Genomic DNA, 13,478 nt, shown 5'->3' with positions numbered 1-13,478 from the left:
TTTAATCTCTTTCAACCTGAGTCGCGCTCACGGAAGAGAGGTAATTCAGCAGGGCGATATCATTTTCCACCCCGAGCTTCATCATCGCCGATTTCTTCTGGCTACTGATGGTTTTGATACTGCGGTTCAGTTTTTTAGCGATTTCCGTTACCAGGAAACCTTCTGCAAACAGGCGCAGAACTTCACTCTCTTTCGGCGACAGACGTTTGTCTCCGTAACCGCCAGCACTGATTTTTTCCAGCAGTTTCGCCACGCTTTCAGGCGTATATTTTTTGCCTTTCTGCAGGGCTGCCAGCGCTTTTGGCAGATCGGTGGGTGCACCTTGCTTCAGTACAATCCCTTCGATATCCAGATCCAATACGGCGCTCAGAATCGCTGGGTTATTGTTCATGGTCAGAACGATAATTGATAGATCCGGATAGTGACGTTTGATGTACTTAATCAGTGTGATGCCATCACCGTATTTCTCGCCAGGCATAGAGAGATCGGTAATCAGAACGTTAGCATCCAGTTTGGACAAGCTGTTAATCAGTGCTGTTGAGTCTTCAAACTCACCTACAACGTTGACCCATTCGATCTGTTCCAGAGACTTACGGATACCGAACAGAACAATCGGATGGTCATCGGCAATAATTACATTCAGGTTATTCATCTTATGGGTTACCTTGCTGCAGCAGTTGGTTGACGTATGCGTCAATTTCACTGGTGGTATTTATAATGGTTAAATCTTCACATAGTTTTATGTGATGTTCTAACTCTTCACAAAGCTGTTTACCTGGAACCAGATTTAGCATGGCGAACACGCCTTTCAGGCGATGTGCAGTCTGAGCAAGCGAGGGATAATCCTTCTCCGCTGCCTCAGTATACAGTCTCTTCACATCAGGCGGTACTGTCTCGGTAAACAGCTGAAAATAGCCTCCGCTCATTAACGGCGTGGCAGCCTCATCTTCACTACTTTCCTCCATCAAATCATGAGCCATTTGCTTTTCAATCAGTGCCAGCAGCGCGTCAAGCAGCGCATTGCTGAGATTGAAATTGACCCGGTATTGCTGATCGTTCAATGCGTGGTGACCCATTTCGTCACCGGCTAATAGCAGGGCCCAGCCATTGAGGCGGGCGGGATCGTCAGTGATCAGCACATCATGATCCTGACCGGATAAACGTTCGTCAGAGGTCAGGCAATTCGCTCCCCAGTTTTCTAACTGGCGGCAAACAATTTTGTGCACATCTTCGACGGCGATATCAACCAGCGCGGTCACGCCTTCCAGCAGTTTCTCTTCCTGCTCACCCTGCAGTTCCAGCGCGAGGGGCAGCTGAATATTATAGCGCGTGCCGATATCGGGCTTGGCGATGATCTCCAGCTGGCCACCCATCTGCTTGCACAGCTGCTTGCAGAGGAAAAATGCCATGCCAGAGGCCTGGCCGTAACGATCCTGGGTGGTTTCGCCCAGATACGGGAAATCAACATTCGCCAGCTCATCGACGCTCAGGCCGGAGCCGGTATCCACCAGTTGCAGCAGCACTGAGTTGGGTTTGTTCTCGCTGGCTTTAATCTCCAGCGTAATCTTGCCCCACTGCGTGGTGGTTAGCGCATAGTGCATCAGGGTGGTCAGGACTTTGCGCAGTGCACGGCGATCGCCAAAGCGCATCTCGTCGTTCGCCAGATGGTTGTTGACCACCAGCGCCAACCCTTTACGGCGCATCAGCGGTAGGCTTTCCAGCGCGATGTCGTCCAGCAACTCCTGCAAATTGAACACGCTGGCATCCGGCGACCAGTCATGTGCTTCCAGGCGGTTCAGCAACACAATGTCATCGACCAAACGAGACAGTCCCTGGCTTTCATCCAGCAAATCCAGCACGCTTTCATCGTCATCACGCTGGCTGAGTTGCACCAGTTGCGCCACCATGCTCTCAAGCGGACGGTTGAGGGCGTGACCGAGATTTTGCATCAACTGCTGACGCATCTGATGATTACGATCCAACACCTGCTGTGCCTTCTGCAGCTTTTTATTCACCAGCAATTCACGATCCTGATCGCGCATCATAAACAGTTGAGTATGCGGTGACAGAACGCTACGGGCGTGGCGTATCTCATACACCTCGTTGTTGATGGTGGCCTGCAGCACGCCCTGATGCTGATCGGACATATTGATGATTTTCTGCAGGTTCAGATGGGGCAACAGATGCTCGGCAATTTTGTTGCTTAACAGAGTGCGATTGGTGGCGAAGTCATACACCAGCAAACCCACCGGCAGGCTCGCAACAATCTCTTCATTCAGCATGCGCAGCGAATCTAATTCGGCGCTTTGGTTCTCATTCGGGCGCAATGATTGTTGGCGCAATAAGGTGATACCGGCAATGGACAGCAACAGCAGCACCAGATTGATCAACAGCGGCCACATCAGGTTGTGCAGAGTATCGATAGCGAGGCTGGTGAGCGGCACGCGATAGACCAGCTGTAACGACGTGCTGGGCAGTGACGCCGCAATTTCGAGATTGGGATTCGCCAGCGACACATGAGTGGTTTCGCTGGTGGAATCGTCGCCACTGGTGCTGGAAGACTGCGTGGAATCCTGAATTAACTGAAAGTTTTCCAGCGGCATGCTGTGTGGGATCAAATCGTTGATCGGCAGATCAAAAGCGACCACCGTGGCGAGGTGACCAGGCTGGTTGAAGGTAGTACGCAGGGTAAAGTAGTGATCGTTCTGCCAGGCGAAATGGCGCAGCGGTGAAAAGCTTTCACGTTCGTCCAGCGCATTTGCCTGTTGCAACATCTCAGCGCGACGGCTGTCGACCAGTGTATTGATGGCGCTCTCTTTATAACGCGTTGCCATGTCTTTTAACGGCAGCGTCGAGATCATGATCAGGCTGTTGTCCTGACCATTCAGGAAATACATCGACCAGGTGGGATTCTCAGCGCCCCACAACGTATCGAGGTAACTGGACATGCGCATCGTCATATCCAGCGTGCTGCTATCGTGCGAGCCAAAGATCAGCGCCTCCGTTTTACGGCGCGTCTTTTCCAGATAATAAACATCCGGGCGCAGGCGGGTTTCCAGCAGATTGGCATTGGGCGCAGATCCGGCCGCACTGGTGGCGAGATTTTCATAAATCTGCCAGGTCGCGAAACGCGAGGCATCGATACGTTTTTGCACCGCACGCGCCAAATCGGTCATCGCGTAACGCTTCTCGGTGATCCAGGCGTTGACACTATTGTGCACCATGGCACCCAGCGCCAGAAACAGCACCAGGTTGAACACCACGAAGAAACGGGTAACGTTACCCGAGGTCAGCGGAAATTTGTAAGGCAGCATAGTGTCTCAGGATCCTGCGATTAGCGCGCCACCAGGCGAGCACTGGCGGCAACGGCCAGCAGCAGTAGGGCGATCAATAAAAATGCGCCACTCAAACTGAGCCACTGGGAAATAAATCCGATTAAAGCCGGACCTGAAAGAATACCTGCATAGCCTAATGTTGTCATGGCAGAAATCGCCAGATTCGACGGCATATCGTGTTGATTCCCTGCCGCATTAAACAGCATGGGCACGGTATTGGCTAAGCCGAATCCCACCAGCAAGAAAGCCAGCAATGCAATCTGAGGCCAGGGCAGCAACACTGCCAGCGTCATGCCCGCCGCCGCCGCTAACGCACCGGTAACCATCACGGGGTAACGGCCAAAACGTTGAATCACTTTATCACCGGTGAGACGGCCGATTGTCATCGCCACGGAGAAGATGGCATAGCCCAATCCCGCATGTGCTACGTCCATCTCTGTGTTTTGCAGTAACAGCAGTGCGCTCCAGTCGAGCACCGCGCCTTCTGCCAAAAACAGAATGAAGCACAGTAACCCCAGGAAGGCGACCCAACCGCGTGGGATCACCAGCCAGGGTTGATCCGGCTGATGCAACCGTTCAGTCATTAACGTTGGCAGGCTGATCACCAGCAGCACCACGATTAACACCATCACCACCGCGACGGCATGCAGGGGAGAGAGACCACTGGCCAGCAACAAACTGACGCTACCGGCACCAATAATCCCGCCAAGGCTGAAGAAGCCATGGAAACCCGACATCATCGGCTTGCGTGCAGCTTTCTCCACTTCAACGGCCTGCACATTCATGGCGACATCCAGCATGCCTAACCCGGCACCGAAGATCATCAGTGCCGCAGCCATCAACCACATCACATTTAACAGAGTGAGCAGTGGCAGGATCGCCAGCACCACTAACGTGGAACATAACATCACACGACGACCGCCCACTCGGGCGATTAACGCACCGGTGATCGGCATCGCCGCCAGTGACCCCACACCGAGACACAGCAGCAGCCCACCTAAGGATGCGCCGCTCAGTGCCAGACGCTGGCTGGCAAAGGGAACCAATGGCGCCCATGCTGACATGCAAAGTCCGGCAATCAGGAAAACGATACGCGTCCCCATATTGACACGCTGAGGTAAGTTGTTGTGCTGTGCGGCGTCCAGTGCTGTCATAAAAGTTATTTTTTCATTAGCTATTAAAGCGACGAAGTTTAGCATCAAAGCTGGCATCGCACCGCTGCCGGGAACCGATCGGTTCGCCTGTGATGATCGCCAGAAACAGGCATATTACCGATATTTTATCTGGCGTTGCGCTTTTCCAGAACTTTCCTGGCAGCGGCCAATCATTTCTGGAGTGACTTAACTAAAATTTCCTCTTCTGATAGTTGCAGTATACTGATGATACAAGCCGCTTCGCAGGCGGCCTCCACACTGATTTTCTGGCGCGCCCGCAAAGTTATTGTTTCCAGATTTTCGCCAGTAGGCAGCGACCAGATAAAACCGATATGTTAAGCACCATCCCGGCTAATTAAGCGGATTAAAGCGAGATCGTTTTTATTTCTCCCTCAGGGGGGACTTTTTGCTGTGCCTTAATTCACTCCTTGTTACCTGCGGGTAACCCGTTTTCATCAGGCGAAACGGGCCACTTTAATGTGGCCTACAAGGCGTGCCGGTACGCTTAAACCATTAGTGGGTTTAATCACTGGCGCGAAAGTTTTCCTGCAATGAGGTTACCCATGTCTTCATCTCAAAATGATTTACCACTGACTGCGATTCTTCAGTCAGCCGCGACGCTTTTTCCGGTCGCTGACGAATCAGTCGCTTTGCAAACGCTCAGCGTCGATACCACGCCACCCGCAGCACTGCGTCCCTATGAGCCCGTCGCACAGGATGGTGTCATAGCGGCCTGGGAGGCGAACAACAACATCCATCTGCGTGGTCGAGCCGAATCAGAGCCTGGCGCAACCGTCACCTTAACCTTCAACGATCAGAGCTGGACCAGTACGGTGAATCAGTGGGGATACTGGAACGCTTCCATGCCGCCATCGGTATTAAGTGGGCTGGCCGACGGGAACTACAGCCTGACGCTGACCATCACCGATAAAGCGGGTAACAGCACCGATACCCAGGTCGGTTTTGGCGTTTATGTCGATAAAAGTATCAAACCCACGTTGACGCTGAACCCAGTAAGCGAAGATAACGCGGTGAGTGTCTCTGAAGGGGTTTACGATCTGGTGATCCGCGGTACGTCTACGCATATGCCGACTGGCAGCCATGTCACGCTGACATTAGGTGACAAAACGTATCTTGGTGATGTCAGCGCGAACGGTAACTGGCGTGCCTCTATCAGTGCGGATGATTTACACGATTTCCAGGATGGCGTGTACACACTGAAGGTCAGCGCAATCGATCCAAATGGCAAAACCACCTCCACGCAGCACGATCTCACCTTAATCACGCACGCCAGTAGCTTGCCGGAGATCAGCTTCGATAGCGTCACCGATGACAACGTGATCAATAAAGAGGAAAGCCAAAGCGATCTGACGTTGAGCGGCAGCTTATCGGTGCTGGCTCCGGGACAGCAAGTGAGCGTATGCAGCGGCGATGCCGTCTATCAGGCACAGGTAGGGAGTGATGGTCATTGGCAGGTCACTATCCCCGCTGCTGAGGTCGCCAGTTTCATCGCACCAGGTGAAGTGCGTGTATATGCCAGCGATGCCGCGAATAACAGTACCGATGCCCTGCTGGAACTCCATGTGGTCACCCAGTTGCCCGATATCTATTACGAGATCGACATCGGTGGCGATACCACACTGAATTTTGCCGAAGCGCAGCACGATCTGAGTTTCTATACCGAAAATATTAATCAACTCACCATTAACGGCAAAACCTACACGCCTGTCGATGGCATGGTGACGCTCAGCGCAGCCGATTTGCAGGCGCTGCCAGACGGGGCCGTCTCTGCTATTGCCGCGCAAGCCGATCAGTATGGCAATCATGATACGCAAACCATCGACACGCTTTTCACTGTTGCAACCCATCAGTTGCCGACCCTGACGCTCAATCAACCTTTCGATGATGGTGTGATTGATGCCGCAGACGTGAATACATGGCACCTGATTCAGGGCACCAGTACGCATCTTGATCAGGGAAGTATAGTGACCGTCAGCTTAGGTGACCAAAGCTACAGCGCCACGGTGAAAGCGGATGGCAGTTGGTCATTCACTGTTCTGGCGGGCCAGTTGGCGACGCTGGATGACGGCAGTTATCAGATGAAAGCCAGCGCGCAGGATAAAGCCGGCAATGTGGCCAGTGCGAGTCAGCCTGTGGCGGTGGAAAGCCACGACAGCAACGCCAGCCTGAGCAGTGAGCAGGTGGATGCCTTGCTGGTCAATCTTAGTGAGAGTGGCGCCAGCCACAGTAGCCAGCCAAGCGATGCGGCGGTCAGTCGGACATTGGACACCCACTACAGTGCCAGCGATAGCGGATATACCCTCGCCGATCATCTGCAACAGCAGCACACCGCACAAACCATGGTGTAAGGCATTCGTCGCCCGTGGCAACAGCGGGCGCTTTCTTTATTCCTTTCAAGGAAATTCCAGGGATGAACTCACAACCGAATCTCAGCGACAATCTTATCGCTGCCATGCTGCGTGCCGCCGCGCATTTGGGTAAAACCGCTGACCACCTTAGGTTACAGCAGCAGATGCGCTGGTTTGCGCATCTGGCGCCGCTGCAACAATTAGCGCGCATGGCCGAGTTGCTTGGCCTGCACTGTACCTCTGCGACACAGCAGCAACTGCGCTGGGGACCCGACGTCACGCCCATATTATTGATGCTAAATAACGGTGGGATTGCGTTGCTGGAAGAGATCAATCACGCGGGAGAGGTGCGTTACTGGTTAAGTGAAGGCGGTAATGTCATACGCGAAGGTCAACTCAGCGAGTTACTGGCGCAGAGCCTACCGGAAGTCGGTGTCATCGGTGTGGCGGCCCGCGGGCGTGACCAACGCATCGATGAGTTTATGCAGCCCTATCAGCCGCATTGGTTCTGGCAACATTTTCGAGGCATGCAGCGGCGTATCGTCGAAATCAGCCTGGCTTCCGTGGTCGGGAATGTGCTGGCACTGGCCGGGATTCTGTTTTCAATGCAGGTCTATGACCGGGTTATCCCGGCGCAATCGCAATCCACTTTGTGGGTGCTCTTCTCGGGGGTGCTGCTGGCGGTAGGCATCGAGTATCTGATTCGCTTAATGCGAACTCAGGTAGCGGATCTCATGGGGAAGCGTATCGACTTAAAGCTTTCTTCGATGCTGTTCGCGCGCGCCATGAACATCCGTAATGAGGCGCGCCCCCGATCCACTGGCGCATTTATTGCGCAACTGCGTGAAATCGATCAGGTTCGAGAACTGCTGACCTCTACCACCGTGGGGGCGGCCGCCGATCTTCCTTTTGTGCTGCTGTTTTTATTCATCATGGCGTCAATCGGGAGTTGGCTGGTGATCATTCCACTGCTGGCTATCCCGCTGATTGTGATCCCCGGTTTACTGATACAAATTCCGATGGCACGCCTGGCACAGCAAGGTCTCCGTGAGGGGGCGTTGCGTCAGGCGGTATTGGTGGAAACGTTGGAAGGTGTAGAAGATATTAAAGCGCTGCAAGCGGAACCCTATTTTCAGCGCCAGTGGGAGCAAACGCACGAAGTCAGTGCCGCCGTGAGCAATCAGCAACGGCTCTGGGGTGCGCGCTTAACCGGGTGGGCGGCCAGCGTGCAACAACTTACCTATGCCAGCATGCTGGTCTTCGGTGTCTACCTGATTTTAAACAACCAGATTACAACGGGTACGCTGGTGGCCAGTAGTTTGCTCTCTTCACGCACTCTCGCTCCACTCATGCAACTCACCATGGTGTTTTCCCGCTGGCAGCATGCTAAATCAGCCATGAAAGGGCTCGATGCACTGCTGCAAAAACCACTCGACCGCCCGGAGCACCCAAGCCTTGCGCACTGCCCCTTATTGAGAGGCCACTTCCAGTTGCAAGATGTGCGCTATCGCTATGAAGAAGAAAGTCACCAGAGCGTCCTGAATATTGCGCAGTTGGAGATTCATCCCGGTGAGCGGGTGGCGATTCTCGGCAAAGTGGGGGCGGGAAAATCGACGCTGCTGAAAATGTTGGCCGGTCAGGCGCGAGCGACGCAGGGTAGGGTCTGGGTAGATGGTGTGGATATGGCGGGGATTGATCCCATCGATCTGCGCCGCCAACTGGGTTGGTTGTCCCAGGATGCGCGTTTGTTTTTTGGGACGCTACGTCAGAATTTGCTACTCGGTAATCCCCATGCGAGTGAACAGGAGATGCTGCAAGCGTTGCGCATCAGCGGGGCGCTGGCGATGGTGCAACAAGATGCCGCGAGTCTTGATCGGGTGATTCAGGAAGGTGGGCGCGGCTTATCGGGTGGGCAACGGCAAATGATACTGCTCAGTCGATTAATCTTGCGACAGCCTCAGGTGGTGCTGCTGGACGAACCCACCGCGGCGATGGATGAGGCGCTGGAAGCGCAGGTGATTCGTCAGTTGTCTCAGTGGATGACGGACCGCACGCTGGTGTTGGTCACCCATCGCCCAGCGCTGCTGCGGATGGTGGAGCGGATTGTGGTGATGGATAACGGGCGTATTGTGGCCGATGGTGCTCGTGAGGAGATATTGCGCCATGCTGTGAGCATGAAAGGCGGTGCGGCATGAATCGGGCGATGGTGAATCAAACCCTGGCTCAGCGTGAGCGTAAAACCTCCGCGATTATCTGGGTGTGTACACTCACGCTGCTGTTGTTTCTGGTGTGGGCCCACTTCGCCGTGCTTGATGAGGTCACTGTGGGCTCTGGCAAAGTGATCCCTTCAAGCCGAGCCCAAGTGATCGACAGCCTCGACGGGGGCATTATCAAACAGCTCAATGTGCATGAAGGCAGTATTGTTGAGCGTGGGCAGGTGCTGGCGACATTAGACGCAACTCGCTTTGCTTCCAGCTTCGGCGAAGCCATTGCTCGTGTGCGCATGTTGCGCGCCTCCGCGCAGCGGCTGCAAGCCGAACTGAACGATAAGCCGCTGACTTTTAGTGCGGATATCCTACAACATCCTCAGCTAGTGGCGCGTGAAACTCAGCTTTACCAGTCACGACGGCAGAATCTCACCGAAAGTCTTCGCAATCTGCAGCAGTCATTAAAGCTGGTGCAGGATGAGCTCAATATCACGCAACCGCTGGTGTTGCGCGGGGCGGCGGGCAAAGTGGACCTTATTCGTTTACGCCGTCAGGTCAGTGATTTGCAGGGCAAAATTGATGAAGTGCGTAATGACTATTATGTCCGGGCCCACGAGGAACAGGTCAAGAATGACGGTGAACTGGATGCCCAGCAACAGGTCGCAGCGGGTAAACAGGATCAGTTAGCGCGCACCGCGTTGCTTTCACCGGTGTATGGCATTGTAAAAGACATTCGCGTGACGACCGTCGGTGGTGTGTTGGAGCCAGGTAGCAAGTTGATGGAAATCGTCCCGCTGGAGGATCAGTTGCTGATCGAAACCCGCATTAGTCCACGTGATATCGGCTACATTCGGCCTGGTTTGCCGGCAGTGGTCAAGGTGACGGCTTATGATGCGGCTATCTATGGGGTTTTGAAAGGCGAAGTGGAAAACGTGTCACCGGATACCTTACAGGACGAGGTTAAACACGAGCAATACTATTACCGGGTGTATGTCAGAACGCAAAAAGCTGAACTCTTCAGCCCTCAAGGTCAGAAATTTGCCATCATGCCCGGTATGGTGGCTGATGTTGAGATAAAAACCGGTCAGAAAACCGTGATGGATTATCTTCTTAAGCCGCTGAATAAAGCTAGAGAATCTCTCAGAGAGCGTTAAATATACGGGCCGGATAATATTTCAGCGATCTTTGTTACTGGCGGAAATTAACATTGCCCTTTTATGGCTAAGCAATGAACAAAAAGTGCGAAAATAAACAAATAATGTGAAAATAAGGTGGTGTTAATTTAACCCGTAAAACTAACTTTACTTGGTATAAGAAGGGAAGGTGCGAATCGCAGGCAAAAAAATGCCGGACAAACATGTCCGGCGGGAATTAGGGTAAAACAACTCATTCGGGGTGAATGAAGGTAATAATGAAATAAATGATGATAGCGGGAGTAATTGTATGCGCTGAGTGGATTTAAGTTTTGTCATTCAGTGCGGCATTGCATTGTATTTAAATAATTGAAATTAAACATTAAAAAAATGGTTTATCAATGTGTGCTATATTTTTTGTTGATCTGTGCTGGTTATAAGTTCCACGATATTTACATTTAGAAATAACTATTAAATACTATGAAACACTTTTGGAAATTTAGTATCATTTTCGTGATAGATTATTGCCCCGTATAAAATAACAATGGCTTGCCGGCTGAATTTTTAATCGTTCAGTTTGCAGTGGCATAAATAAAGGCACATTAAAGAGGGTAATAAAATGAAACGTCGCGTTCTCTCCCTGATGATCCCTGCATTGCTGGTTGCAGGTTCAGCAAGCGCAGCTGAAATTTACAACAAAGATGGCAACAAATTAGACCTCTACGGTAAAGTCGATGGTCTGCACTATTTCTCCGACAACTCAGGTTCTGACGGTGATCAGTCTTACCTGCGTTTCGGCTTCAAAGGTGAAACTCAGGTCACAGACCAACTGACCGGTTATGGCCAGTGGGAATACCAGGCTGCACTGAACACCTCTGAAAACGAAGGCACCGCCAACAGCTTTACGCGTGTCGGTTTTGCCGGTGTGAAATTCGGTGATGCCGGTTCATTCGATTACGGTCGTAACTATGGCGTGATCTATGATGTTTCTGGCTGGACTGACGTATTGCCAGAGTTCGGTGGCGATACCTACGGCGCGGACAACTACCTGTTCCAGCGCGGTAACGGCATGGCGACCTACCGCAACACCAATTTCTTTGGCCTGGTGGATGGCTGGGACTTTGCGGTCCAGTATCAGGGCAAAAACGATAACCCAACTGAATCCTCTAGCGGCCGTGATGTGCTGGGTGAGAACGGTGATGGTTACGGCCTGAGCACCACTTATGACATCGGTTCCGGTTTCGGCATTGGTGCAGCGATGTTCCAGTCTGACCGTACTAATAATCAGAACACCGGCGCTATCCTTGGTCGTGGTGACAAAGCTTCTGCTTACACTGGCGGCCTGAAATATGACGCCAACAACGTGTATCTGGCCGCGATGTACACCCGTTCGTACAACGCGACGCGCTTTGGTTCAAGCGATGCGACCTCTTATGGTTACGCAGATACAGCGGATAACTGGGAATTGGTGGCACAGTACCAGTTCGACTTCGGTCTGCGTCCTTCCCTGGCGTTCGTCTCTTCTCGTGGCAACGTGCAGAACTACGGCGATCAGAACCTGAAAAAATATGTTGATGTGGGTGCGACTTACTACTTCAACAAAAACATGTCGACCTATGTTGATTACCAGATCAACCTGCTGGACGACAACAACTTCACCGATGCAGCCGGCATCAACACCGACGACATTGTGGCACTGGGTCTGGTTTACCAGTTCTAAGTTGCAGCCTGGTAGGGCGTACCACTGTTCGCCCTTCGGCGGCCTTCGGGCCGCCGCTACTGCAGCAATGACGTTAGCGCACTTCGTAATACCTGCACGATCTCCTCTGCCTCTTCCCCAATCTGTACCTGCACAATAGCCCCATCGACCAACAGCACAATCGGTGCGGTTTTGTCCTGGATTTCGGTTGGCAATTTATCAGCGATGGCCTGGGCCATGTCCTGTTTATGCTGGCTAATCAGCAGGCTGGCTTCCGGCAAGGTATTGCCCAATTCTGCTGCCGTATTAATAAACGCACAGCCGCGATAGTCGTCATTGTTAAACCAGCTCAGCAGCGCGGCGGGCAGGGCATCGACCAGATCCTCGTGCTGCGCCAACGCGCTGCGAAAGGCGGTCATCCAGCGCTGATGACGCGTTTGCAAAAAAGCCAGAATGAGCGCGTTTTTCGCCGGAAAGTGGCGATAGAAGGTCACTTTCGTGACGCCAGCCGCAGCGATGATCTTGTCTATGCCTGTGGCACGAATGCCTTGTTGGTAAAACAGTTGCTGTGCGCTGAGCAGGATGCGATCGCGCGCGGCGGCACTTGCGTCAAAAACCAGAGGTTCCAGCATCAATACATTCCTGAAATTTGGGGTAGACAGAATTGTCTACATACGGCAGGATGAATCAAGTAGACAGATTTGTCTACATGCTCAGGAGAGAAATTATGCTGGTTCCCCCGTTTAATTACCAGACGGCTTTAGAGAAAGTGCGCATGGCGGAAGATGCCTGGAACAGCTGCGATCCACAGCGGGTATCTCAGGTTTACAGTGAAGATACGCGCTGGCGTAATCGGAGTGAATTCGTCAATGGGCGCGCTGACGTCGTGGCATTTTTACAGCGCAAGTGGGCAAAAGAGTTGAGCTATCGTCTGATCAAAGAACTTTGGGCGTGGCACGAAGATAAGCTCGCTGTTCGATTTGCTTATGAATGGCAGGATGATAGCGGCAACTGGTTTCGCAGCTATGGCAACGAAAACTGGCACTTTGGGGCAGATGGGTTGATGATTCAACGCTTTGCCTGTATCAACGATTTACCGATAACGGCGCAGCAGCGACTGTTTCACTGGCCGGCAGGAAGACGCCCGGATGACCATCCGGGCCTGAGCGAGCTGGGTTTGTAACGTTACGAAATTGTGCGCCATTTTTTGGCTTTTGGCGTAGGTGGCGCCGACGTATTCTGCGTCGGTACGCCGCCTTCCATCGCGACGCCTGCCAGCGTAAACGCTGAGAAGCGCAGCCAGTGTTGCCAGGTTTGTTGTGTTTTTGTCTTGTCCATTTTGCACCTCGCTGATATTCAACTCAGTCTCAACGGTGCAGAATTCATGCCAGGTCACCGCTCTCAGCGCCACGCGGCCTCAATCTAATTTGCTACACTCCGGCAGCGCTGAAGCGGTGCATATCATGATTCCATGGTGCAAAAATTTAACGTTTGCGCGAGGGGTAATGCTGAATCAGTCGATGGCGATAGTGCTGCCAGCAGCGGAAAGTCCCGAAGATGAACAGAACGGCGGATACAGCG

General features: G+C 52.7%; 10 protein-coding genes. 5 read left to right on the top strand and 5 right to left on the bottom strand.

The annotated features are described in order from the left end of the window. Window position 1: 1 nt before the first annotated feature. The 3 genes from rcsB to IAE30_RS24955 are packed head-to-tail and all read right to left on the bottom strand — an operon-like array spanning window position 2 to window position 4,489. Complete coding sequence (gene rcsB / locus IAE30_RS24965; protein ID WP_034825012.1) at window positions 2-652, bottom strand: response regulator transcription factor RcsB; 651 nt, start codon at window positions 650-652, stop codon at window positions 2-4. Between the two features lies 1 nt (window position 653). Continuing rightward, on the bottom strand, window positions 654-3,311 hold the full coding sequence (rcsD, locus tag IAE30_RS24960) for a phosphotransferase RcsD (RefSeq protein WP_038649987.1): 2,658 nt from the start codon (window positions 3,309-3,311) through the stop codon (window positions 654-656). A gap of 23 nt (window positions 3,312-3,334) precedes the next feature. Further along, a complete protein-coding gene (locus IAE30_RS24955; RefSeq protein ID WP_200681176.1) occupies window positions 3,335-4,489 on the bottom strand; it encodes an MFS transporter in 1,155 nt (384 codons plus the stop codon). 563 nt (window positions 4,490-5,052) lie between these two features. Between IAE30_RS24955 and IAE30_RS24950 the strand changes: the two genes are divergently transcribed. The 4 genes from IAE30_RS24950 (at window position 5,053) to ompC (ending at window position 11,918) form a co-directional block, all read left to right on the top strand. Continuing rightward, on the top strand, window positions 5,053-6,858 hold the full coding sequence (locus IAE30_RS24950; RefSeq protein ID WP_200681175.1) for an Ig-like domain-containing protein: 1,806 nt from the start codon (window positions 5,053-5,055) through the stop codon (window positions 6,856-6,858). A gap of 62 nt (window positions 6,859-6,920) precedes the next feature. Continuing rightward, entirely contained in the window at window positions 6,921-9,053 is a 2,133-nt protein-coding gene (locus IAE30_RS24945; protein WP_200681174.1) for a type I secretion system permease/ATPase, read from the top strand. Continuing rightward, a complete protein-coding gene (locus IAE30_RS24940) occupies window positions 9,050-10,219 on the top strand; it encodes an HlyD family efflux transporter periplasmic adaptor subunit (RefSeq protein WP_200681173.1) in 1,170 nt (389 codons plus the stop codon). The genes IAE30_RS24945 and IAE30_RS24940 overlap by 4 nt, the downstream gene beginning before the upstream one ends. Window positions 10,220-10,817: 598 nt before the next feature. Next, entirely contained in the window at window positions 10,818-11,918 is a 1,101-nt protein-coding gene (ompC, locus tag IAE30_RS24935; protein WP_200681172.1) for a porin OmpC, read from the top strand. 56 nt (window positions 11,919-11,974) lie between these two features. Here ompC and IAE30_RS24930 read toward each other — a convergent pair whose 3' ends face one another. Further along, window positions 11,975-12,529, bottom strand: coding sequence for a TetR/AcrR family transcriptional regulator (locus tag IAE30_RS24930; protein WP_200681171.1), 555 nt, complete (start codon window positions 12,527-12,529; stop codon window positions 11,975-11,977). 95 nt (window positions 12,530-12,624) lie between these two features. Between IAE30_RS24930 and IAE30_RS24925 the strand changes: the two genes are divergently transcribed. Next, window positions 12,625-13,080 carry a nuclear transport factor 2 family protein gene (locus IAE30_RS24925; protein WP_200681170.1) on the top strand — a complete coding sequence of 152 codons (456 nt, stop codon included), beginning with the start codon at window positions 12,625-12,627 and terminating at the stop codon, window positions 13,078-13,080. Window positions 13,081-13,082: 2 nt separating this feature from the next. On the opposite strand, the gene IAE30_RS24920 is transcribed toward IAE30_RS24925, so the two are convergent. Further along, the gene (locus IAE30_RS24920; RefSeq protein WP_200539281.1) at window positions 13,083-13,235 is read right to left on the bottom strand and encodes a hypothetical protein; all 153 of its coding nucleotides are present in this window, start codon (window positions 13,233-13,235) and stop codon (window positions 13,083-13,085) included. Window positions 13,236-13,478: the final 243 nt, after the last annotated feature.

The sequence above is a fragment of the Pantoea sp. S61 genome, from assembly GCF_016625145.1.
Classification (GTDB): domain Bacteria; phylum Pseudomonadota; class Gammaproteobacteria; order Enterobacterales; family Enterobacteriaceae; genus Pantoea; species Pantoea rwandensis_B.
The sequence above is the reverse complement of the archived record's forward strand: the minus strand, read 5'-3'. Positions and strand labels throughout refer to the sequence as shown.

Bases quoted from the DNA above. Each gene is read 5' to 3' on its own strand.
- rcsB (WP_034825012.1), bottom strand. From the start codon at position 652: ATGAATAACCTGAATGTAATTATTGCCGATGACCATCCGATTGTTCTG.
- IAE30_RS24955 (WP_200681176.1), bottom strand. From the start codon at position 4,489: ATGACAGCACTGGACGCCGCACAGCACAACAACTTACCTCAGCGTGTC.
- IAE30_RS24950 (WP_200681175.1), top strand. From the start codon at position 5,053: ATGTCTTCATCTCAAAATGATTTACCACTGACTGCGATTCTTCAGTCA.
- IAE30_RS24945 (WP_200681174.1), top strand. From the start codon at position 6,921: ATGAACTCACAACCGAATCTCAGCGACAATCTTATCGCTGCCATGCTG.
- IAE30_RS24940 (WP_200681173.1), top strand. From the start codon at position 9,050: ATGAATCGGGCGATGGTGAATCAAACCCTGGCTCAGCGTGAGCGTAAA.
- ompC (WP_200681172.1), top strand. From the start codon at position 10,818: ATGAAACGTCGCGTTCTCTCCCTGATGATCCCTGCATTGCTGGTTGCA.
- IAE30_RS24930 (WP_200681171.1), bottom strand. From the start codon at position 12,529: ATGCTGGAACCTCTGGTTTTTGACGCAAGTGCCGCCGCGCGCGATCGC.
- IAE30_RS24925 (WP_200681170.1), top strand. From the start codon at position 12,625: ATGCTGGTTCCCCCGTTTAATTACCAGACGGCTTTAGAGAAAGTGCGC.
- IAE30_RS24920 (WP_200539281.1), bottom strand. From the start codon at position 13,235: ATGGACAAGACAAAAACACAACAAACCTGGCAACACTGGCTGCGCTTC.